The organism is Psychrobacter sp. ANT_H56B, assembly GCF_008369245.1.
In the GTDB taxonomy this organism is placed as follows: Bacteria; Pseudomonadota; Gammaproteobacteria; order Pseudomonadales; family Moraxellaceae; genus Psychrobacter; species Psychrobacter cryohalolentis.
This window is the reverse complement of the sequence record NZ_VOBF01000008.1, coordinates 112,676-136,897: the sequence shown is the minus strand read 5'-3', so window position 1 is coordinate 136,897 and position 24,222 is coordinate 112,676. Positions and strand designations below refer to the sequence as shown.

Genomic DNA, 24,222 nt, shown 5'->3' with positions numbered 1-24,222 from the left:
AGAGTATTAGGCGTATAGCTGATCGTTATTTTAGAATAGCTACTACTGACGACCGGAGTGTCCAAAACCACCAGCACCGCGCGCACTGGTATCGCTAAATTCTGTCACGACTTCAAATTCAGGGCGGGCAACAGGGACAACCACATATTGTGCCATGCGTTCTGCAGGACTTAATACAAAGTCTTCCTGACTACGATTCCAAATACTGACCATCAGCTCACCTTGATAATCAGCATCGATAAGTCCAACCAAGTTACCCAAAACAATACCATGCTTATGTCCAAGACCTGAACGTGGTAAAATCATGCCAGCATAGTTAGGGTCTTGAATATAAACCGCCAAACCAGTACCAATCAAATGGGTAGCACCCGCTTTAATCGTTAAAGGCTCATCAATACAAGCGCGCAAATCAATACCTGCGCTGCCATCAGTGGCACGAGTAGGCAAAGAAAACGCTTTATCTTCAGTGATTTTAGGGTTTAAGACTTTAACTTGTACAGCTTGCATAACGCACTCACTTAACGATTTAATGGTTTTATAAATAGAATGAATTTAGGGCGTGCCCTAATTTTTAAATTTAATTGCTTAACAACAACTATTTTTATAAATAGCTGATGATTTTTAACTTTTGGTTTCTAAATTTTAATAAGCGATTGATTAAAGAATCAGTATACTTGCCAAGCCCAAAAACGACATAAAGCCAACAATGTCCGTTACCGTGGTGAGGATAACAGAGGCAGATAATGCCGGATCAATATTCATGCGCTTTAGCATCAGTGGAATACTAATGCCCGATACATTGGCAGCGGTCATATTAATCGCAATCGCTAGACCGATGACCGCGCTGATTTTAATGTTATGAAACCACAATTGCGCAATAAACGCCATAATTATCGCCCATATGATACCGTTTATCGCCCCAACCCACAGCTCTTTATTTAATAACCATACACGGTTAGAGCCACCAATCTGTCCCATTGCCATACCGCGAATGACGACAGTAAGCGTCTGCGAGCCTGCAATACCGCCCATACTGGCAACTACGGGCATAAGAATCGCCAGTGCCACCACTTTTGCTAATACGGCTTCAAACTGTCCAATTACAGCAGCGGCTAATAGCGCCGTACATAAATTGATACCAAGCCAAATACTACGGCTTTTTGCACTGGTCAAAATAGGCGCGAACAGCTCTTCGTCTTGACTGACACCAGCAAGGTTTTTCATGGTACTGTCGACATCATCTTGGATGATTTCCATGATGTCCTCACCGTTTAGTTGACCGACTAGCTCGCCATGACTGTTAATAACTGGGGCAAAACGAATGTCTTCTGAGCGAAAAATCGCCGCCGCATCTTGAATGTCCAAGCGATCATTGATGGTAATAGCGCTATCAATCAAATCAGCAACTAAGGTGCTTTGGTCATGCTTAATCAAATCAGCCAGACTTAATAAGCCAAGTAGTTGCTGGCTTTGATCGACAACCAATAGCTCTTGGCTTTCATCATCAAGCAGCTCAATATCTTCTCGCAGCCAGTTTTGAACATCAGCCAGCGTCATGTCTTCTTGGACTTGAATAAGCTCAGGATCCATATAGCTGCCAACTTCCCAGTCGGCATAGGTATCGAGTTTATTGACCTGAATGCGTATGTCTTCATCCAAAGTCGCCATCACCGAAGTACGCACGCTTTCGGTAACGGTGTCTAAAATCTCTGAGATATCTTGTGCATCAAGATCTTGGGTAAACAGCGATATCTCTTTTGACGAGATATTTTCCATCAATGGCTGGCGTGTATCAAACTCTAGCTCAGCTAATACTTCACCTTTGATATTCTCTGGGACTTGTGCCCAAATCAGTAGTCGGCTCTGAGTCGGGAACGACTCTAGTAAGTTGGCAATCTCATATTCTGACTGCTTCCCTAAAAACTCAGTAATTGCCTCATATGCCTTGTCCGCAACCAACTCTTGCAAATAGAGTAGTTTATACTCAGCGTTAGATTCAGCCGGATTGTAGTCTCCCTGTCGTGTCGATGGTCGTGCAGAATTCGGCGTAGGAGCGGGCATAAAAGTTCCAAGTTTTTCAAAATATATAAATAATAATGACTAAGATCTAAGCTTAATGAATCAGTTGTATTTGTTAGCTTTTTTAATAGTTAAACATTATCGATTGCCCAATAAAGCGCGAATATTAGCCAAGTATTCATCAGCAACTGCTGCGGGATCTTTGGTGGCTTTTTGTTTTTTTGCTTTGGCAGGCCAATCGATATGATCTTCTGGCAACTCATCTAGAAATCTTGATTCAGACGTGACGCGCATTTGACCACCAGCACGTCGCTGAGTGGCTAGTGTCAAAGTTAGCTCGCGACGCGCGCGAGTAATGCCCACATACATCAAGCGCCGTTCCTCTTCGACCGTCTCGCTTAGGATAGAGTTGCGATGTGGTAGCATCTCTTCCTCAAGCCCCATGATATAAACAAAGTCAAACTCCAAGCCTTTTGCCGCATGTAAGGTCATTAGATTAACTTTATTGGTGTTTTCTTCTTCCTGCTGCTGCTCCAGCATATCAAGCAATACCAGCTTGCGAATGATGGTATCAATGGTACGGTCTTCGTCTTCTTCGGCGCGATTAATCAGCGATTGAATACTGGTGTAAAGCATATCGATATTATCAATACGATTTTTTTCTTGCTGCGGTGTTTTAGAGTCACTGCGCACAAAATCAATATAACCGGTCTCATCAATCATCTGGCGCACGATTGGCACAGGGTCAGGATGTTGATCAAGCTCGCGAGTATAGTGTTCAATGAAATCGCCAAACTCCTTTAAAGTACTATAAGATTTCGACGGTAAAACGTGGGCCAGACTGGCATGCGTACAAGAAGCCAGTAGCGAGATGCTATGTTCTTGTGAAAATAAGCCAAGCTTTTCAAGCGTGGCTGGTCCCATACCACGCTTGGGCGTATTAATCACGCGCAAAAAAGCACTGTCATCTTCTGGGTTTAAAATCAGCCGCAAGTAGCTCATAACGTCTTTAATTTCACTACGAGCAAAGAACGACTGACCACCCGATAATTTATAAGGCACTTGCAGTTGACGCAACTGCGCCTCTAGCATCCGCGCTTGGAAGTTACTGCGATAAAGAACGGCATATTGTTCCCACTCATTGCCAAAGCGCAATTTGTGAGTGACGATTTCTTTGGCGACGCGCTCAGACTCATCATCATCATTACGGCAATTGATAATACGGATTTTTTCGCCTTGACCTTTATCTGACCAGAGCTTCTTTTCAAATAAATGCTCATTGTTGGTAATAACCGCATTTGCAGAGGTCAAAATACGGGTGGTCGAGCGATAGTTTTGCTCAAGCATGACGATTTTTAATTTTGGGAAATCCTCTTTAAGTAAACCCATGTTTTCAGGTTTAGCACCGCGCCATGCATAAATAGATTGGTCATCATCACCAACGACCGTAAAGCGTCCTTGTGGTCCGACCAAATATTTGATCATCTCATACTGAGCGGTATTGGTATCTTGGTATTCATCGACCAATAGATAGCGAATACGGTTTTGCCATTTATCACGTAGCTCTCGATTTTCACGCAGTATTTTGGTCGGCAGGACAATCAAATCATCAAAATCAACGGCGTTATAAGCCCGTAGATTGCGCTCATATAAAGCATAAAGCGTCGCAAAAATCATATCTTCTGGATCGTCTAAGGTTTCCATCGCCTTATCCGGCTCAATCAAATCATTTTTCCAATCAGAAATCATCTTGATTGCTTTACCAACCAACTCACGACTCTCAGCGCCGCTTAAGTTATCACGCATCATAAGCTCCATTAGCAAACGCTTGCTATCGTCGCTGTCCATAATGGAGAAATTGCCTTTCAATGGCGTATGAAGCAGCTCATATCGCAGAAACTGCAGCCCAAATTGGTGAAAGGTTGAAACCGTCAGACCACGAGTCTTTTCACTCGGTAGTAGCTTACTGACTCGAGCTTTCATTTCACGCGCCGCTTTATTGGTAAAGGTCACCGCCGTGATACGCTCAGCAGGCATGTTGCATTCTTCGATCAAATAAGCAATCTTGCGGGTAATCACTGACGTCTTACCGGAGCCGGCACCTGCTAACACCAGTAGCGGACCAGATACGTAGAGCATGGCTTCTTGTTGTTTGGGATTAAGTTGACTCATAACGTGACCTGTAAGACAAAAGCAAAAAGAGGATAGCAGTAAATCGTAAAATGCCACTAGCTGCCATCAAGCGAAAAATACATTCGTTAAAATAGAGGGCATATTGGCATTTTAAATAGAGTAACTCACAGAAGAATTTTAAAGTTTTAGGCAATCTGCGAGCAAAATTAGATGAGTTATTATAAAGCAAAACCAAGGCTTTTGGGCAGGAGTTAGTAGCGTGGAATATATAAGATTATGAGGTATATATAAGGTACGTCTTGGAAAATGACATAGAGAAACATTTTGTTTCAATGAAAACCGTCGAAAATTTGGCCAATGCAAGCTCATTTCCCGTGAATAGAAATAAGGAGGCAGACTTAAGTATTATCCATTACGGAAGTGAAAGTGAAATAATTATAAGCTGTGACTAACTGCGCGGTTTATATACATTTTTCATCTTAGCTAGCAGTCAATTAATAATATATTCCTTAAACTTTTAGAAGGTTTTTAGAGAAGGATGATGAATAATCTATAGCATAGTTTGCGGATAAAAAAACCTATTTTTTTTGCCGATAAAGTGACCGCTCAATGCAGTTAAAAACTAGCTTTTGATTGCCGATATGCGTATAGTACGTAAATAATTTATGCCAGTTGTCACGTCATTGTTGACCACGTGTAATGAGCTATTAAATCAATTAAATAAACTATCGAATATGACATTGATTTAATACGTTGATCTTACGTTGTTAGAAGATGCGTTGGGCGACCAGCCTTTATCCGCATATAGAGCGGACACTCTGCAGTTGGTCAGATCTGACATCGTCGTCAATAAGCTTGATAATTGGTTGTTACCAGTACAGAACCTAACATGTGACTCAATGACAGTTACTTAAATACAGTGACAGTTGCTTTGTGTTTTCGTCTGCGTTATGCCTGTTGCTTGACGACCTTAATATGTGGGTCGGTGCTTGCGCGGCGTGTAACACTCGATTGGGTGAGGAGCACGTATTATCATGTCTGCTTTTAATTGGTCAGCCATTGCTTTTATTTTAGCCGCCATTGGGCTAGTTGTGTTTATGTTGGTTGTCCCGCGTCTACTTGGCGGTCGCTCACATGGCTCACAAAAAGAAGAGATATTTGAAGCGGGTGTTGTCGGATCTGGCAACGCCCGTATTCGTTTGTCTGCCAAATTCTATTTGGTGGCGATCTTCTTTGTTATTTTTGATCTAGAAGCCCTCTACTTATATGCTTATGCAGTCTCAGTTCGTGAAGCGGGCTGGCTTGGTTTTGCTGCTGCCGCTATATTTATCACCATCTTGATCATTGGCTTGGTATACGAGTTGAGTCTGGGTGCGATGAATTGGGCACCGGCTGATAAGCTACGCAAAAAAGCGCGCCTATATGCTGCACCCGCAGGCTTTAGTTTAGCTGATATCACCAAGTTCGATGGTGTTGATGAACTCATGGTCGATCCTACGGGCAAGATACCTGCGCAGTCCTCCGGTCAGATTAACGTCTCAAACAATATTGAGACCAATCGTCGTCACTTACAAAACATTGATCATATTAATACCACGGGCAATGTCACTTCTGTGGACTTTGCGACGTCTGCACAAACAGATAAAATGACGCGTTAATGAATAACAGTGCGTGTTAATTACTAGCATGGCACGTGAATAACAAAATTATTTAATAATGAAGTTAAGGCAGTAGTGAGGGCAAATCATTGCCGCACTTTGTTTAACATAAAGGTTGTATGTTATGAAATACACATTAACAAAAGCCAACCCTGATGCAGATGTCTATCCTGCTCAGACAAGCCAAACTGTCAACGATCCAATGGAAGATGAAGTCAATAAAAACGTCTTTATGGGTCGTCTAGAAGATCTTGTGCATTCAACAGCAAACTGGGGGCGTAAGCACTCATTATGGCCATTTAACTTTGGTACCTCATGTTGTTATGTCGAATATGCGACTACTTTAACGGCGGTTCACGATTTGTCACGCTTTGGTGCCGAGGTTATTCGCGCCTCGCCACGTCAGGCAGATGTGATGATTGTTGCTGGTACTTGCTTTGTTAAAATGGCACCCGTTATTCAGCGCCTATACGAGCAAATGCTTGAGCCAAAATGGGTCATTTCGATGGGTGCTTGTGCCAACTCGGGCGGTATGTATGACATCTATTCGGTCGTGCAAGGCGTGGATAAAATTATCCCTGTCGATGTCTATGTGCCTGGTTGTCCGCCACGTCCAGAAGCATTGATTCAAGGCTTGATGTTATTACAAGAATCTATCACTAAAGAACGTCGTCCGCTGGGTATTCATGTTAATGATCAGGGTGTCTATCAGCCGCAGATGACGCCTGAGCGTGACCGTAAGCAAGCAGATCGTATCGCTGTGAAAAACTTACGTAGCCCAGATAGCATTTAGTTAAGCAGTTTGGCGTAGTTATTAATAATTGTTAGAAGTGCGCGTACGCTCATCATAGTTTGGTTATGATTATCATGTTTTATTATGGTTGTCATGGTTCAGTTATGATTAATGAAGGAAGACATCATTCATGGTCACGGTAGTCGAAAACACAGATCCTAAGATCAAGCCTGTCCCAGCGGTTATCAAAGAGCTGGAAGAAAAATATGCTGGTAAGTTCGTTGTGCAGCACACGGTTGACGACATTCCAACGGTTTGGGTGGCACGCGCTGATTTATTAGACGTTCTCTTATTCTTACGCAAATTGCCAAAACCTTATGTCATGTTATTTGACTTGTCAGCGATAGATGAGCGTCTACGTCAGCATCGTCAAGGTTTACCTGACAGTGATTTTACGGTGTTTTATCACTTGATGTCGCTTGAGCGTAATAGTGATGTACGTATCAAAGTGGCGCTCAGTGAAGAAGATTTAAACGTCCCAAGTACGACACAGATTTGGCCCAATGCCAACTGGTATGAGCGCGAAGTGTGGGACATGTTTGGTATTGTCTTTACTGGTCATCCGCATTTAACGCGTATTTTATTGCCAAAATACTGGGAAGGTCATCCACTGCGCAAAGAATATCATGCGCGGGCAACTGAGTTTACTCCGTATTTCTTAAATACCGCCAAACAACAATATGAGCAAGAAAACCTGCGCTTTGTCCCAGAAGAGTGGGGTATGAAACGCTCGGGTCGCGATGAAGACTTTATGTTCTTGAACATCGGTCCTAACCATCCATCCGCTCATGGTGCTTTCCGTTTGGTACTACAGCTTGATGGTGAAGAAGTCGTCGATTGTATCCCTGATATTGGCTATCACCATCGCGGCGCCGAAAAAATGGCTGAGCGTCAAACATGGCACTCATTTATTCCTTATACCGACCGTATTGATTATCTTGGCGGCGTAATGAATGAGCTACCGTATATCATGTCGGTTGAAAAGCTTGCCGGTATTACTATTCCGCCGCGTGCTGAAACCATCCGCGTGATGATGAGTGAGTTTTTCCGTATTACCAATAACTTGCTGTTCGTCGGTACCTTTATCCAAGATGCCGGTGGTATGACGCCGGTATTCTATATGTTTACCGATCGCCAAAAAGCTTATGACGTTATCGAAGCGGTGACCGGTTACCGTATGCATCCTGCGTGGTTCCGTATCGGCGGTACAGCGCATGATTTACCGCGCGGCTGGCAGCGTTTGGTACGTGAGTTCTTAGATTGGATGCCAAAACGCTTGGATGAGTATGTTAAAGCAGCATTGCAAAACAGTGTGCTTAAAGGTCGTACTCAAGGCGTTGCCCAATATAATACTAAGCAAGCATTGGCATGGGGCGTTACTGGCGCAGGTTTGCGTGCAACAGGTTTGGATTTTGATTTGCGTAAAGCGCGTCCGTACATGGGCTATGAGAATTACGACTTTGAAGTACCAGTCGGCTATAACGGCGATGCTTATGATCGCTGCATGGTGAAAGTCGAAGAGATGCGCCAGTCGCTACGTATTATCCGTCAATGTATGGATAATATGCCGCAAGGTCCTTATAAGGCGGATCATCCATTGGCAGTACCGCCGCCAAAAGACCGTACCTTGAATGACATCGAAACCTTGATTAATCACTTTATCTCCGTCTCTTGGGGTCCTGTGATGCCAGCGGGTGAGTGCACCACGATTGTGGAAGCTACCAAAGGTCTAAACAGTTATTACATCACCTCGGATAAAGCGACGATGAGCTATCGTACCCGTATCCGTACTCCGACATTCGCGCATTTGCAGCAGATGCCATCGGTGATTAATGGCTCACTGGTATCCGATGCCATTATGTATTTGGCATCGATTGATATTGTGATGGCGGATTGTGACCGTTAGAGCGTCTGTGGTTATACGTTTATCATTATCGTTTATATATTAAAAGTACGACGCGTTCATTAACATATTATCGCCAAACTGGCACACCAAAACGCTGTCATTGCGCCGTGAGCGCAACCTTAACAGTGGGCTGAGTGAGGAAAGAAAAAGATTATGAAAATTGTTTCCGATAAAATGCCAAAAGTAGATGTGGCAAGTATCTTAACTGCAGAAGAAATTGCGGCTATTCATGAGTTTATGCATCATTATCCGCATCCACGAGCAGCGTCTTTAGATTCGCTAAAAATCGTGCAAAAGCGTAACGGCTGGGTTGATGATGCGCAAGTGAATGCGATTGCTAATATTTTAAATGTACCGATGACGGATATGGATGGGGTAGCAACCTTCTTTAACCGTATCTATCGTCAGCCAGTTGGTCGTCATGTCATCCTTGTTTGTGATTCGGTCGCTTGTTATTTAACAGGCTATGAAGCACTGGCAGCTGAATTAAAGTCGCAGCTGGGCATCAACTATGGTCAAACCACTGATGATGGTCGTTTTACGCTATTGCCGATTTGCTGTTTAGGTAACTGTGACAAAGGTCCTGCGGTATTGATTGATGAAGATACCTATGGTCCTGTCCAGCCTGAAGAAGTCGCCCAATTGTTGGAGCTATACGCATGAGATTAACTGTTTCAGAGCAGATTGCTCGTCGTAATCAAGGCAAAGCGCCAAGCCAACTTAATGAACAGCGTATTCCTATCTATGGCGATAGAGCGACTGCTATCAGTGAAACAAAACCACTGACATGGCGCTTAGCGCATCATGATGCCGTGCTTGATTTGGCCACTTATGAATCATTACGTGGTTTTGAAGCGTTAAAGATAGCGTTAAACCAATCGCCAGATGATACGTTAAATACTATTAAAGAAGCGGTGGTAAAAGGTCGCGGCGGTGCAGGTTTTCCAGCAGGTATTAAATGGTCGCTAATGGCACCGCCAGATGGCGGTCCACGCTATCTAGTCTGTAATGCTGATGAGATGGAGCCGGGTACGTTTAAAGACCGTTTGCTCATGGAGCGTTTGCCGCTTCAGCTTATTGAAGGCATGCTTATTTCTGCCTATGCGATTGGTGCAACAGCCGGTTATATCTTTATCCGTGGTGAATATATCTTAGCTGCGGAGCGTTTAACGGCAGCGATCGAAGAATTAAAAGCCAATAATCTAGTCGGCGATAATATTTTAGGCTCAGATTTTAGTTTTGATTTACATGTGCATACGGGTGCTGGTCGTTATATCTGCGGTGAAGAAACGGCATTGATTAACTGCTTAGAAGGTCGCCGTGCCAATCCTCGTACCAAACCACCATTTCCACAAGTGGCTGGTGCATGGGGTCGTCCAACCGTGGTCAATAACGTTGAAACTTTGCATAACGTTTCAGCGATTATCTTACATGGTAGCAAGTGGTATCAAGATCTGCCAAAAGCCAAGGGTGTAGTCGAGACGCCCGGTACGAAGCTATTTGGCTGTTCTGGTTTGGTCAATGACCCCGGTCTTTGGGAATTACCTTTTGGTTATACGGCGCGCGAAATCATCGAAGATTTCGCCGGTGGCATGCAGGAAGGTCGCACACTTAAGGCTTGGTTACCAGGCGGCGCATCAACGGATTTTTTAACCGCTGAACACTTAGATACTGTCGTTGATTTTGACACCATTCAAAAAGCGGGTAGCCGTATGGGTACGGGTCTGCTTATGGTCGTTGACGAAGAACAAGATATGGTGCCATTGGTACGTAATCTTGAGATTTTCTTTCAACGCGAATCGTGCGGTTGGTGTACGCCATGCCGTGATGGTTTGCCGTGGGGCGTTAAAATCCTCACTGCCATCAACGATGGTGAAGGGCAGATTGGTGATGTCGAAAAGTTAGAAGGTTTAACCCGTGACTTATGGATCGGTAAAACCTTTTGCGCGCATGCCCCAGGTGCGATGGAACCACTGATGAGTGCAATTAAATATTTCCGTCCTGAGTTTGATCAAAAGATTGCGCAGGCGGTTGGTAAAGATGTCATTGAGGCTGCAGCCAATCAACAGCTAGATGTGAAATAAGGAGAGCGGCATGGCAGTCATACATATTGATGGAACCACTGTCGAAGTAGATAGCGCGGACAACTTGCTACAAGCATGTTTGTCACTCGGCATTGATGTGCCGTATTTTTGTTATCACCCAGCCCTTGGTTCAGTAGGCTCTTGCCGTCAGTGCGCGGTTAAGCAATATATGACCAAAGAAGATATGGAAGCGGGTCGCGGTCGCCTTGTGATGTCCTGTATGGTCGCCCCAGGCGATGATATGTACATCTCAGTGACTGATGATGAAGCGAAGGCGTTCCGTAAGTCGATGGTTGAGCTGTTGATGATTAACCATCCCCATGACTGCCCAACCTGTGAAGAAGGTGGACACTGTCATTTACAAGATATGACCTATATGTCAGGTCATCATCGTCGTCGCTACCGCTTTACTAAGCGCACTCACCATAACCAAGAACTTGGTCCGTTTATCGCGCATGAGATGAACCGCTGTATCGCTTGCTATCGCTGTGTCCGTTTTTATAAAGACTATGCAGGCGGCGAAGATTTGGGTGTTTATGGCTCAAATGAACGCGTTTATTTTGGTCGTGATAAAGATGGTCAGTTTGAAAGTGAGTTTTCAGGTAACCTAACGGAAGTTTGTCCAACGGGTGTATTTACCGATAAGACGCATTCGGATCGTTATAACCGTAAATGGGATATGCAGTATGCACCAAGCATCTGTCATGGCTGCTCAGCAGGTTGTAATATCTCTGCTGGTGAGCGCTATGGTGAATTACGCCGTATCGAAAACCGCTATAACGGTGAAGTAAATCGCTATTTCTTATGTGACCGTGGTCGTTTTGGTTATGGCTATGTCAATCGTGAAGATCGTCCAACCCAAGCGCTTGAACGTATCAATGATAAACACGTCAAAATCAATATTGACTATGCTCTTGATGAAACTATTAAGCGTATTAAAGACAAAAAAGTCATTGGTATTGGTTCGCCACGTGCCAGCCTTGAGACCAACTTTGCGCTAAAAAACCTCGTTGGTTTTGATAATTTTTCAACGGGTCTTAATCATCAGCAGCAAGCACTGGTCAATAAATGTATTGAAGTCTTGAGTACTGAGGGTATTTATAATCCAGGTATGACCGATATTGAAAGCCACGATGCGGTACTGATTTTGGGTGAAGATATCACTCAAACGTCATCACGTGTGGCACTCTCTATCCGTCAAGCAGCGAAAAATGAAGCCATAAAAATGGCGGCTGCTACCAAAACGCAATCGTGGTTGGCTGAGCCAGTCAAACGTATTGCTCAAGGCGCGCAAAGCCCAGTATATGTTATCGATGTGACTCAAACCAAACTTGAAGATATCAGTAAGGTTAGCGTCGTAGCGACTCCTGAAGACATCACTAAACTTGGTTTTAAAGTTGCGGATGAAATTGCTAAATTTGCTGATAACTTATCAAAAATAGTCGATCCGCAAAAAGCTGAAAAAGAGGCTGATGCCAATATTGGCGCTGATCCTATGCAAGCGCTGGCACAGCAAATCGCTTATGACTTGATCCAAGCGGACAAGCCGTTGGTTGTCTCTGGTAGCAGCTTATCGTCTATTGCCTTGATAGAAGCAGCTGCGCAAATCACGCAAGCATTAAGCCAAAAGCGTGCAGCGATCAAAGCAACTGAGCAGTATGAAGTTGAGACACATAATGCCAAAGTTGCAGCAGCTGAAGCGCAAGCACAAACAACAACGGCGCAGCAAACAGAAGATAAAGATCTGTCTGCCAAGCCAAATAAGCCTGAAACGGGCGTTAATACTGAAGTACAAGACGATGTTGAACGTCAGCCAGCAACCAAACTTGAGCTAAAAGAAGTTAATAAAAAGTATCATGCCCAAGCGGGTATCTATTTAGCAGTGACAGATGCTAATAGTATCGGTGTTTGTATACTCGGTGGTCATTCAGTTGAAGAATTGCTGGCGACTGATTTTGATGTGGTGATAGTTTCTGAAAATCAGCTGACTGATGCTATTGATGCGAATAAATTAACTCAGCTATTGACTGATAAAACCGTCATTGCGTTAGATCATCAATTGCTTGATTGGCACAAAGACGTCGACATTGTATTGCCAGCAGCTACCTTTGCTGAAGCAGACGGCACGCTTATTTCTGCCGAAGGTCGTGCGCAGCGCTTCTTCCAAGTTTATGATAATGACTATTACCATCCGCTTAGTAGTATCAAAGAAGGTTGGCGCTGGTTGCATGCTGTGCACAGCAGCTTAGAAGGTCGTGATGTCGACTGGACGCAGCTTGACGATGTCATCAATGCTTTGATAGCGACCCATCCTAAGCTTGCCGGTATCAAAGAAGCTGCACCCGATGCTGATTACCGTATGACGGGTCTAAAAATTGCCCGTCAGCCACGTCGTTACTCAGGTCGTACTTCTATGCGCGCGCCTGTCTCTGTACATGAACCAATGCAGCCAAAAGATTTGGATACCGGTTTAACCTTTTCAATGGAAGGCTATAGCGGTAAGCAAACCCCAAGCGCGATGATTCCTTTTGCGCAATCTGCCGGTTGGAACTCACCGCAAGCTTGGAACAAATACCAAGATAAAGTGGGTGGTAGTCTTAGAAATGGTGATCCGGGCGTACGCTTGTTCGACCAATTAGAGCGTTTAGCTACGCGCCAATATATTGCGCCAGAAGTTAGCTCAGTAGCTACGACAGATATGCATCAAGGGCAAGCCAAATTGGTGCCTATTTATAACATTTATGCCAGCTCAATGATGGCATCGCGTAGCCCAGTCGTTGCTGAACAATTACCAGTAGCTGCATGGCGTATAGGGATTGATGACGCCAAAGATTGGAATATCGTGGCTGGTGATTATCTAGCGATTGAGATTGATAAACAGCAAATCACGCTGCCAGTAGAGCTTGTTGGCTATTTAGCCGAAGGTTGTATTGGTTACCCTGTCGGTCAGGTGAGCATTATTCATCCATCGATGCCAGCGTCAGTACGTAAAGTCGATGCACCTATTACGATGATGGGCGGCTTGGCTAATGACGTTAGTGGCAATTCTGAAAATGGCAGTGCTTTAAACAGCTTTGAAGATAACAATAACCGCACAGCGCCAGTAAGTACAGCGCCGACCACCACACAGGAGGTGTAATATGCAAGTCACTCGTATTATCCCTGATGTGCCAAGTTTTTTGGCAAGTATGATGACCTTTGATACTTGGTCCATACTTTTTATGGTCGTACAATCGCTGGTTATCTTTTTAGTCGTCGTCATTGTCGCAGCAATGATGATTATCTATGAGCGCCGGATGCTAGCACTCTGGCAAGATCGTTATGGCCCAAACCGTGTTGGACCGTTTGGTTCACTACAGCTAGTCGCCGATATGCTCAAAATCTTCTTTAAAGAAGATTGGACGCCAAATTTTACCGATAAGTTTATGTTTACTTTGGCGCCTGCGGTTGCCATGTTTACCGCTCTGGCTTCATTTGCCATTATTCCTATCTCACCAACGCTTGGCGTTGCTGATTGGGATATTGGTATTTTGTTCTTTTTTGCCATGGCTGGTATTGCAGTCTATGCAGTACTGTTCGGTGGTTGGGCATCAGCCAATAAGTTCTCATTACTTGGCGGCTTACGTTCAGCCGCGCAAACCATCAGTTATGAAGTGTTCTTAGGATTGTCGTTGATGGGCGTTGTTGCATTGACGGGCTCATTTAATTTACGTGCGATTGTTGAAGCACAGGCTGATGGTTGGTATATCATTCCGCAGTTCTTTGGCTTCTTAACTTTTGTGGTTGCTGGTGTTGCGGTCACGCATAGACATCCATTTGATCAACCAGAAGCAGAGCAAGAGCTTGCCGAAGGGTATCATGTTGAATATTCTGGCATGAAGTTCGGTATGTTCTTTATTGGCGAATACGTCAATGTTGTATTAATTTCTGCTTTGATGACCTGCTTATTCTTTGGTGGTTGGCTTGCACCTTTTAATTTAGATATTCCATTTATTCCACCAGCTTTTTGGTTCATGATTAAGACGCTTTTCTTTATGACTATGTTTGTTTTGGCTCGAGGCTCACTAATGCGTCCGCGCTATGATCAGGTGATGAACTTTGGCTGGAAAGTCTGCCTGCCCGTAACCTTGATTAATCTATTGGTTACTGCTGCAGTCATTTTGATTTTTTCCCCAACGTTGTAATCATCACTAGCCATCACTGATGAACTAGGGTAAAGCTGAGAAGGATAATAATCCCATGTTTACTACGATAAAAAAGACCGTCATTGGACTATTTACCATTGTCCGCAGCATGTGGATGGTCAATAGTCATGCGCTCAGACCACGCGACACCATTCTTTATCCTGAGGTGCCAGTACCCGTGCCGCCACGCTTTCGTGGACGTATTATATTGTCGCGTGACCCTGACGGCGATGAGCGTTGCGTTGCTTGTAACTTGTGCGCTGTGGCATGTCCAGTTGGTTGTATTTCCCTGCAAAAAGCGGAACGTGAAGATGGACGCTGGTATCCAGAGTTCTTTCGTATTAACTTTTCACGTTGTATTTTTTGTGGCTTGTGTGAAGAAGCTTGTCCTACGACAGCTATTCAGATGACCCCTGATTTTGAGATGGGTGAATACGTCCGTCAAGACTTGGTCTATGAAAAAGAGCATTTGCTGATTTCAGGACCGGGTAAATATCCCGATTATAACTATTATCGCGTGACGGGTATGGCGGTAGCAGATAAACCAAAAGGCGCGGCGCAAAATGAAGCGTCACCGATTGATCTAAGGAGCTTGCTACCATGATGAATATTTTAAATAATCCTGAATTGGCAGGGTTTTACTCATTAGCAGCGGTAGCAATATTTGCCAGTTTGCGCGTGGTAACCCAAGCCAATCCAGTGCATGCTATTTTATCGATGATTGTGTCATTGCTAGCGATCGCTGGCATATTTTTTGTGATAGGTGCGCCGTTTGCTGGAGCACTTGAAATTGTCGTTTACGCGGGTGCCATTATGGTGCTGTTCGTCTTCGTGATTATGATGCTGAATTTAGGCATGCGTAATGATGAGCGGGAAGAGCGTTGGCTTGATGCCGGCACTTGGGCGATACCGACGGGGCTAACGATTATTATCGCGGTCGTGCTATATGCGATGATTGGTCTCAATCATAACGAAGCAGCTATGATAGGCGGCACGACGATTTCAGCAAAAGCAGTGGGGACGGTCTTATTTACCAAATATATTATGCTGATAGAAGTGGCAGCATTGCTACTACTCGCGGCCTTGGTTGCGGCTTATCATTTAGGTAAAGAAGCTATCGATGATGAGATTGTCGGTAACGATAGCTTAGTCGCCAATCCAAATGTCGGCAGTATTGAGCTCTATGAAAACGATAGCCCGCACACCAATAATGATGCAGTAAAGATGGCAAAACCATACGAATATAAAGATGTCGACCCGCATGATTATGTGGGCATGAAAGCAGGTACGCAGAACGGTATGAAGAAAGTCACGCGCAAGGAGTCAGACTGATGGTACTAGCAGCAAGCGTGGCACAAGATATTGCCAATGTGCCGTTTGCCCATGAAGTAGCAGGCTTAGTGCAGCCGGTTGCTGAGGCGCAAAATGTACTGGGTCTGATACCCATGAGCCATGGACTAATCTTGGCAGGTATTTTATTTGCGATTGGTCTGTGCGGTGTTATGGTACGGCGTAATTTTCTATTTATGCTGATGAGCCTTGAGATCATGATGAATGCGGCGGCACTAGCATTTGTGGTAGCAGGTAGTCGTTGGGTCGATCCAGATGGACAGATTATGTTTATCTTTATCTTGACCTTAGCAGCAGCAGAGGCCGCCATTGGTTTAGCAATATTATTGCGTTTTTATCATCAGCGTGGGCATCTTGATGTCGACAGCGCCAATGAGATGAAAGGATGATGTCATGAGTTTATTACCATTAACCTTTATATTCCCGCTCGTTGGCTTTTTGATTCTAGCCTTTATGCGCGATAAATTAAGCGAGCAGGTGGCAGCGATTGTTGGTGTCGGTAGTATGCTGCTATCAGCGCTATGTACGCTGATCGTCAGCTATACCTTTTTAACGACGTATCCAGCCGGAACTGTTGTAGAGATTCCACTCTGGACATGGTTCCAAGTCGGTGATTTTGCGCCAAATTTTGGCTTAAGCTTTGATGGATTAGCATTAACGATGACGGGTGTCATTACCGGTATCGGCTTTTTGATTCATCTGTTTGCCGCATGGTATATGAAAGGTGAAACAGGCTTTGCGCGCTTCTTTAGCTATATGAACTTATTCGTCGCCAGTATGTTATTGCTGGTATTGGCGGATAACTTGTTCTTGCTATATCTTGGCTGGGAAGGCGTCGGTATCTGTTCTTACTTGCTGATTGGTTTTTATTATCATGACCGTGCGAATGGTCGTGCGGCGATAAAAGCCTTTACCGTGACCCGTGTTGGTGATGTGTTCTTAGCTTTCGGTTTGTTTTTATTATTCCGCGAATTTGGTACGCTTAATATTCAAGAGATCATTACCCGTGCCCCGGAAGTATTTGATATCAATAATCCAACCATGATTTTGACCACCATGATGTTGGTTGGCGGGGCGATGGGTAAATCAGCGCAGCTACCATTGCATACATGGCTTGCAGATGCGATGGCAGGTCCAACGCCCGTATCGGCATTGATTCACGCGGCAACCATGGTTACCGCTGGTGTTTATCTGATTGCGCGTTTACATCCGTTATTTATATTAACACCTGGCGTACTATTGTACTGGGTTGGGGCAGTGGGCGCATTAACGCTGGTTATCGCAGGATTCTGTGCGTTAGCACAAACGGACATCAAGCGTATCCTTGCTTATTCGACTATGAGCCAAATTGGCTATATGTTCTTAGCACTCGGTGTTGGCGCATGGCAAGGTGCCATCTTCCATTTGATGACCCATGCTTTCTTTAAAGCGTTGTTATTCTTATCATCAGGTGCGGTCATTCTTGCGGTACATCATGAGCAAAACATCTTTAAGATGGGCGGCTTACGTAAAAAGATTCCATTGGTTTTTTGGTGCTATATCGTCGGTGGCGGTGCACTTGCCGCGATACCTTGGGTCACCGTTGGTTTTTATTCTAAAGAAGCCATTCTGTGGGAAAGTTATGCAACCGGTCATATGGTTTTATTCTATATGGGCGTATTCGGTGCTTTCTTAACCGCGCTTTATACCTTCCGTATGATTTGGATTATCTTCTTTGGTGAAGAGAAAACGCATGCACATAAATTATCTGGTGTGTCATATTGGCTGCCGCTTAGTGTGTTGCTCGTATTATCTACGGCAGTGGGTGCATTTATTACCCCGCCATTGCAAGGCGTATTGCCAGAAAGTGTTGGGCATTTATTAGAAGTTGCTGGTCAAGCGCATGGTAAGCATACGGCTGAGTTTATCGCGATGGGTGCGATGGCAGCAGGCTTGATATTGGCGGCGCTATTATATGTCGTTAATAAAGGTCGAATGCTGACCAGCTTTAAGCGCACGCGTATCGGTGGGGCGCTGTATCATTGGTGCTATCACGGTATGGGCTTTGACGCGCTATACGATATAGTTTTTGTAAAACCCTTTTTGTTCATCGGCCGCTTATTTAAAGCCGACCCTATCGATAAAACGTGGCTGCTATTACCTAAGCTGGCATCAGCAGGTAATAAGGTATTGTCTGCGACGCAAACAGGGTCACTTCGAGGTTATGCTGCAAGCTTTGGCTTGGGTATGGCTGTATTACTCGTGCTGGTAATGATGACGGTGGTATAAGATGATTGAGTTACAACAAACGTGGATGCTACCAGCATTAATCGCCATTCCTTTTATTGCAGGATTGCTATGCTGGTTGGTTGAACGCTTTAATAAACGCTTGCCGCGCTGGATTGCCTTAATTGGTATGACGTTGACCTTTGTGTTGTCAATGGTACTTTGGCAATACGGTGATTTTTCTGGCATGAGTCAGCAAGTCATTGCGCCAGATGCTGCTGTGCCTTGGGTCGCTGAATTTAGTGTGCCTTGGATACCGAGTTTTGGTATCAGTTTTCACTTAGCATTAGATGGTTTATCGCTAATGATGGTTGCATTAACTGGTCTGCTCGGTGTTGCCGCAGTTGCCTGTTCGTGGAATGAGATTCAGCGCCGTGTTGGTTTCTTCCATCTAAACTTGCTGTGGAGTTTGGGCGGCGTCATCGGTGTTTTTTTAGCCATTGATATGTTCTTGTTCTTCTTCTTTTGGGAGATGATGCTGGTTCCAATTTACTTCTTGATCGCGATTTGGGGTCATGACGTCGTTGGTAAAACCAAAGAATACGCAGCAACTAAGTTCTTTATTTATACCCAAGTATCTGGTCTTATCATGCTGGTCGGTATTTTGATATTGGTCATTATCAGCTACGCCCAAAAAGGCGTGGTCAGCTTTAACTATAATGATTTACTCGGTACGTCACTTGGCGGCTGGGAATATCCGATCATGCTGTGCTTCTTTATTGGTTTTGCCGTTAAGCTGCCGATTATTCCGTTTCATGGCTGGTTGCCAGATGCCCATGCGCAAGCACCAACAGCCGGTTCGGTGGATTTGGCAGGGGTTTTGATTAAGACTGCTGCTTATGGTTTGATTCGTTTTGTCTTGCCATTGTTTCCAGCAGCATCACAAGATTTTGCGCCTATTGCCATGACGTTAGGTACGATTGGTATCTTCTATGGCGCATGGCTAGCCTTTATGCAAACCGATATGAAGCGTCTGCTTGCTTATACCAGTATCTCGCATATGGGCTTTGTGGTATTGGCAATTTATGCCGGAACATTACTTAGCTTACAAGGTTTGATGATTCAAATGCTTGCACATGGTCTAAGCTCAGCAGCGCTATTCATTATGGCAGGGCAGTTATATGAGCGCTTACATACACGTGATTTGACCCTGATGGGTGGTATGTGGGGTCAGTTCCGTTATTACGCGCCAATACTGATGTTCTTCTGTGCCGCCTTACTTGGTATTCCGGGTACGGGTAACTTTATCGGTGAATTCTTGATCTTATTTGGTGCCTTTGCTCAGTATCCTGTGTTTGTAGTCTTAGCAACCTTTAGCTTAGTATTGGCAGGTTTATACTCGCTTATTTTGATTCATAAAGCGCTATTTGGTATCAACAATATTAAAGAAGTGGCATTAAAAGAAACCAAATCGCATGGCCTGCCGACGCGTCCGTTAAAAGATTTGGGTAAACGTGAGCTGTCTTTATTATTAATGCTAGCGGCAGGCTTGGTATGGCTTGGACTGTATCCACAGCCATTCCTTGATACCTCAAGTCATGCGATGCAATGGATTAATAACGCTTATATATATAGTCAAGTAACCCAAGTAGATGCCTCGCAGCTGCTTGATGCAATGGAGGCACGTTAAGTCATGAACGATTTTACGATGAATGATTTGATGCGGCTATTGCCTTATGCACCAATCATTGCGGTAGTCATTACGGTATTGGCGGTGATGATTGCCATTACTATGAAGCGCTCACATATGGTGACTGGTACAATTTCGGTCATCGGTCTCAATATCGGTCTGTTTATTTTGCTTGGGCAAATGGCAGGTATAGTCGATAGTGGAACGCTTGTGCCAGCGGCTGAGCAGTTATTTGTGATTGATAATTTTGCTCAGTTTAACATGGTGATTATTTTTATCTGTGCATTGGCTTGTTGTACGTTGTCTTATGCGTATTTAGCAAACCTCAAGGATAATAAAGAAGAGCTGTATTTGCTTATGTTGTTATCGACGATTGGTGCACTGCTTATGGTTTGCGCCCAGCATTTGGCATCATTCTTTATGAGCCTTGAGATGCTATCGATACCGCTATATGGCATGCTATCATATACCTATATGCGCATCCGCTCGCTTGAGTCAGGGCTGAAATACTTAGTGCTATCAGCGACAGCATCGGCAACGCTGCTGATGGGTATGGCATTTATTTATGCAGAAGTCGGCTCACTGGCATTTAAGCCTATTAGTTTAACCTTGGCGGATACGTTTGAATCGCCGCTGTTAATCTTAGGGGCAGCGATGATGATGTTTGGTATTGCCTTTAAACTTTCTGCTGCGCCCTTTCATATCTGGACACCTGATGTCTATGAAGGCGCACCTGCTCCTATCGCGACTTATCTGGCCTCGGTATCAAAAGTAGCGATGATGGCATTGGCAGTACGATTTTTAATTGATACCTCATTATTGGCATTGCCATCGGTACAGATGCTATTGATGGTGATGGCAACCTTATCTATTTTGCTAGGTAACTTACTTGCGGTACGCCAAACCAGTCTCAAACGCTTGCTTGGTTATTCATCGATTGCCCATATGGGTTATGTGTTAATCGTAATCGTGAGCATTGGCTCTGCTGCTGATAGTATTTCTAGTATGTATATGGCAATTTATGCCTTTACCTCTATCGGTGCCTTTGGTGTCGTGACCTTGATGTCTAGCCCTTATCGTTTATCTGGTGAAGCCGATCAATTGATTCATTATCAAGGATTGTTCTGGAGACGTCCGGTATTGACTGGTGTTATGACTATCATGATGCTATCTCTAGCGGGTATTCCATTAACCGCAGGCTTTATCACGAAGCTATTTGCGATTCTTGCTGCAGTACAAGGGACTAATTGGTTCTTGGCAGCGATGATTATCCTCGGCAGTGCGATTGGCTTGTTCTATTACTTGCGCGTCTTGCTCACGCTATTTAAACGTCCAAAACAATTTATCGAATTTGACGTCTCGAAGCAGTGGGGTCTACGTACTGGTGGTATCATGGTCATTGCAGTCACGGCGATCATCTTGTTCTTTGGCGTATTACCAAATAGTATGATTGAATGGGCAAGCTTGGCTCGTATTTGGTAAGCCTAAAAAGTAAAAAGCTGAAATAAGTAGTGCTATATCCATACTACTACTTATTGATTGTTACGGTTCGAAAAACAAGATGCGCCCGCTTTGTGATAAGCTTGGCGCATCTTTTTTTGTGTTGTTTAAATTTTATAAAAATAAATGTTAATGAAATATAAGTGATTTATGACTATGAGCGACAATATTCTAACCGTAACAGTGCTAAGCAAAACCACTTGGACGCCAAATTTATTTAGCTTTACTGTCAGCCGTCCAGATAGCTTTAAATTTACGGCTGGGCAATTTGTACGTTTGGGTGTTAATCCCAGTCATTTAAACTACTATAAGCAGCAAGGCGAAGCAGGTAATGATGTTGCTAATGAAGCGCTAAACGAAGATATTTTTCGCGCTTATTCGATTGTTTCGTCTCCCTTTGATGAGGTATTAGAGTTTTTCTCTATTGTCATTCCTGATGGTGCATTTACCTCGCAGTTGCAACACTTAGAAGTAGGCGATGAGCTACTGCTCAATACGATGCCTTTTGGCTTTTTAACATTGGCGCGTTATCAAAAGCCATTACCAAAAGATTTATGGCTGCTGGCTACGGGGACTGGTCTTGCGCCTTTCTTATCGATGCTGCAAGATTTAAAGACTTGGGAAGATTACGAGCATATTATTCTCGCATATAGCGCGCGCTCGATAGAAGAGCTTGCATACGTTGATAAGATAAAAAGTCTGCAAGAAGACTTTGGCTCCTTGGTTGATAATCCGGCAAAATTAATCTTTATACCGGTTGTTACTCGTGAGCCTGTCGAAGGTACTCTGACAGAGCGCCTGCCAAAATTGCTACTAGATGGAACGCTACAAGAGCGTGCAGGCATTGCTTTAGATGTTGATAGCACGCACGTTATGCTATGTGGCAACCCAGATATGGTAGAAGATACCAAAGAGACGTTAAAGAGCTTAGGACTGGTGATGAATCGCCGTGGAGAAGGTAATATTGCGGTAGAAAACTACTGGTAACGAATGCCATAAAGTGTGATCGAGTGGCATTCTTTTAAAATTTTTAGCAAAAGAAAAATGTTGTATCTTGAAGACTCTCGTCTGGCAAGATATAACATTTTTTATAATAGTTGACAGTTATAAGATAGCAAAGTAATAAGAGCTGAGAGCGTAGGATATTCTAAACTTGGCTCGCCACATTTGCTACATTTTCTGTATCTAGTGGATGGACAGGACCTTGTACTTGTACTGGCTCGTCTTTTTCGCTGATAATATCTTCATTGCTATTTGAGGATAATAAATCGCGATAATTAATCTGCGCTTTCAAAATCAATTGTTCTTCTTCAAGCTCACCATAGTTAACTTGTGCCTTATGTAACATGCCGATAATTTTCTTATTACTCTTCAGCCAACGATTAATATCAATATAAATAATCTCATTTTTGGCGCGTGCAATATCGATATAAGATAGGATAAAGCCCAACGGGTCTTTTTTCAGGATACGGTGGTAAAACCAAATAAATAGTTTGATACCTTGACGCTTAAGGAATGATTCGCAGCGCAAATTTAGGATATCGGTATAGGTCAGTTGCCCAAAGACAAAGCGCTGTACATTGCGATCGAGCTGCGCATGTACCAGACGAAAGTTACTCGCTACCTCTGCATAAATACCGCCGGCATCGACCGTGCAATACAAGCGAAACCAATCTTCATGTATCTCAACACGCAGCTCTAAGATAGCTTTGACATTATCCGTGACATAAGTTTTTAGCGCATCATTGACGTAGGCTTGTGTTAGCGGTAGCGCCAGCTCATCTTCTAGCTTATCGGTTGTACGGTTGTATAAGTCTTTAATAGATTGGGTCAGGCGATCCCAACCATCGCTGAATGATTCATCAAAGCGGTAGCCGAGATTCTCAAAAAAGTCATCAAAGTTGTCTGAATGATCGACATTGTCACTCATATTATTAAAGCTACTCAAACTTATTATCCTTATCATTATAAAAGCGTGACCGATACCAAACAGTATATATCAAAAACGAAGTAGGCAAAACGAACGTCAATAACTCATCAGCTTATCTTTATGGTTGCTGTAAAAAAATACGTTGCTCGTAATAGCACGGCTTAATTTAAATTCTCTTTTTTATTTTGCACTGACTGCCTATATCAAGATTGTTACTTAAAATATTGGTGGTGTATCAAAATATTAATATAAGTATCACTATAACGGCAAACCATCCTAAAGCGTCGACAAAGCCGTTTATCAAAAAATGCCGTAAAATCACGTCCTTATAGGGCGTGGATGTAAGGCATTTTTAGCTAGGCACTTCTTGCTGATGTTCAATGTACTGCCTAACGATATCAATTGAAGCACCACCACAACTTGATGCAAAATAACTAGGCGACCACAGAGCGCCACCCCAAAGCTGCTGATTGATGGATGCGTAATTCTTTTTACGAATCATTCTGCTGGACACACCTTTCAAGCTATTTACTAGCGCTGAAACACTGATTTTTGGCGGGTAATTTACCAAAAGGTAAACATGATCCTGCTCACCATTAAATTCCACTAGCTCCGCATCAAAATCCTGACAGACTTGATTTAATATCAACCTCAGCTCGTCCAATATCTCTTTGGTAAAAACTTTTCCTCTGTATTTAGTGACAAAGACCAAATGAACATGGATATTGTAAACAACCTGTCTGCCAAGCCTTAATGTGTTTGACATAACA

General features: G+C 43.8%; 19 protein-coding genes. 14 read left to right on the top strand and 5 right to left on the bottom strand.

Features of this window, described 5'->3' with window-relative positions:
• Positions 1–42: 42 nt before the first annotated feature.
• The 3 genes from dut to FQ082_RS10435 all read right to left on the bottom strand — a co-directional run bounded on the left by dut (position 43) and on the right by FQ082_RS10435 (position 4,191).
• On the bottom strand, positions 43–507 hold the full coding sequence (gene dut / locus FQ082_RS10445) for a dUTP diphosphatase (protein ID WP_149493051.1): 465 nt from the start codon (positions 505–507) through the stop codon (positions 43–45).
• Positions 508–657: 150 nt separating this feature from the next.
• Positions 658–2,061 (bottom strand): magnesium transporter, encoded by a 1,404-nt coding sequence (gene mgtE / locus FQ082_RS10440; RefSeq protein ID WP_149493050.1) that lies wholly within the window; start codon positions 2,059–2,061, stop codon positions 658–660.
• A 96-nt stretch (positions 2,062–2,157) separates the two neighbouring features.
• Entirely contained in the window at positions 2,158–4,191 is a 2,034-nt protein-coding gene (locus FQ082_RS10435; protein ID WP_149493049.1) for a UvrD-helicase domain-containing protein, read from the bottom strand.
• A gap of 995 nt (positions 4,192–5,186) precedes the next feature.
• Between FQ082_RS10435 and ndhC the strand changes: the two genes are divergently transcribed.
• From ndhC to FQ082_RS10365, 14 genes are all read left to right on the top strand, one after another.
• Entirely contained in the window at positions 5,187–5,810 is a 624-nt protein-coding gene (ndhC, locus tag FQ082_RS10430; RefSeq protein ID WP_149409784.1) for an NADH-quinone oxidoreductase subunit A, read from the top strand.
• 124 nt (positions 5,811–5,934) lie between these two features.
• Positions 5,935–6,603: a NuoB/complex I 20 kDa subunit family protein gene (locus FQ082_RS10425; protein WP_011512925.1), complete on the top strand. Its 669-nt coding sequence runs from the start codon at positions 5,935–5,937 to the stop codon at positions 6,601–6,603.
• 130 nt (positions 6,604–6,733) lie between these two features.
• Positions 6,734–8,509, top strand: a complete 1,776-nt coding sequence (nuoC, locus tag FQ082_RS10420) for an NADH-quinone oxidoreductase subunit C/D (protein WP_149493048.1) — start codon at positions 6,734–6,736, stop codon at positions 8,507–8,509.
• A gap of 153 nt (positions 8,510–8,662) precedes the next feature.
• Positions 8,663–9,172: an NADH-quinone oxidoreductase subunit NuoE gene (nuoE, locus tag FQ082_RS10415; RefSeq protein WP_149493047.1), complete on the top strand. Its 510-nt coding sequence runs from the start codon at positions 8,663–8,665 to the stop codon at positions 9,170–9,172.
• Positions 9,169–10,593, top strand: a complete 1,425-nt coding sequence (gene nuoF, locus FQ082_RS10410; RefSeq protein ID WP_149493046.1) for an NADH-quinone oxidoreductase subunit NuoF — start codon at positions 9,169–9,171, stop codon at positions 10,591–10,593. Before nuoE ends, nuoF begins: the two co-directional genes overlap by 4 nt.
• A gap of 10 nt (positions 10,594–10,603) precedes the next feature.
• Positions 10,604–13,732: an NADH-quinone oxidoreductase subunit NuoG gene (gene nuoG, locus FQ082_RS10405; protein WP_149493045.1), complete on the top strand. Its 3,129-nt coding sequence runs from the start codon at positions 10,604–10,606 to the stop codon at positions 13,730–13,732.
• 49 nt (positions 13,733–13,781) lie between these two features.
• Positions 13,782–14,777, top strand: a complete 996-nt coding sequence (gene nuoH / locus FQ082_RS10400; protein WP_041753375.1) for an NADH-quinone oxidoreductase subunit NuoH — start codon at positions 13,782–13,784, stop codon at positions 14,775–14,777.
• Between the two features lie 55 nt (positions 14,778–14,832).
• Positions 14,833–15,381 carry an NADH-quinone oxidoreductase subunit NuoI gene (gene nuoI, locus FQ082_RS10395; RefSeq protein WP_149493044.1) on the top strand — a complete coding sequence of 183 codons (549 nt, stop codon included), beginning with the start codon at positions 14,833–14,835 and terminating at the stop codon, positions 15,379–15,381.
• Positions 15,378–16,109 carry an NADH-quinone oxidoreductase subunit J gene (gene nuoJ / locus FQ082_RS10390; RefSeq protein ID WP_149493043.1) on the top strand — a complete coding sequence of 244 codons (732 nt, stop codon included), beginning with the start codon at positions 15,378–15,380 and terminating at the stop codon, positions 16,107–16,109. The genes nuoI and nuoJ overlap by 4 nt, the downstream gene beginning before the upstream one ends.
• A 98-nt stretch (positions 16,110–16,207) precedes the next feature.
• Entirely contained in the window at positions 16,208–16,516 is a 309-nt protein-coding gene (gene nuoK, locus FQ082_RS10385; RefSeq protein ID WP_041753378.1) for an NADH-quinone oxidoreductase subunit NuoK, read from the top strand.
• A gap of 4 nt (positions 16,517–16,520) precedes the next feature.
• On the top strand, positions 16,521–18,395 hold the full coding sequence (gene nuoL, locus FQ082_RS10380; protein ID WP_149493042.1) for an NADH-quinone oxidoreductase subunit L: 1,875 nt from the start codon (positions 16,521–16,523) through the stop codon (positions 18,393–18,395).
• 1 nt (position 18,396) lies between these two features.
• Positions 18,397–20,022 (top strand): NADH-quinone oxidoreductase subunit M, encoded by a 1,626-nt coding sequence (gene nuoM, locus FQ082_RS10375; RefSeq protein WP_149493041.1) that lies wholly within the window; start codon positions 18,397–18,399, stop codon positions 20,020–20,022.
• A 3-nt stretch (positions 20,023–20,025) separates the two neighbouring features.
• Positions 20,026–21,504, top strand: coding sequence for an NADH-quinone oxidoreductase subunit N (locus tag FQ082_RS10370; RefSeq protein ID WP_149493040.1), 1,479 nt, complete (start codon positions 20,026–20,028; stop codon positions 21,502–21,504).
• Between the two features lie 174 nt (positions 21,505–21,678).
• Positions 21,679–22,509, top strand: a complete 831-nt coding sequence (locus tag FQ082_RS10365; protein ID WP_149493039.1) for a ferredoxin--NADP reductase — start codon at positions 21,679–21,681, stop codon at positions 22,507–22,509.
• Between the two features lie 160 nt (positions 22,510–22,669).
• Here FQ082_RS10365 and FQ082_RS10360 read toward each other — a convergent pair whose 3' ends face one another.
• Both FQ082_RS10360 and tnpA read right to left on the bottom strand, forming a co-directional pair.
• Positions 22,670–23,488, bottom strand: a complete 819-nt coding sequence (locus tag FQ082_RS10360) for a hypothetical protein (RefSeq protein ID WP_149493038.1) — start codon at positions 23,486–23,488, stop codon at positions 22,670–22,672.
• Between the two features lie 316 nt (positions 23,489–23,804).
• Positions 23,805–24,218, bottom strand: a complete 414-nt coding sequence (gene tnpA, locus FQ082_RS10355) for an IS200/IS605 family transposase (protein WP_149493037.1) — start codon at positions 24,216–24,218, stop codon at positions 23,805–23,807.
• Positions 24,219–24,222: the final 4 nt, after the last annotated feature.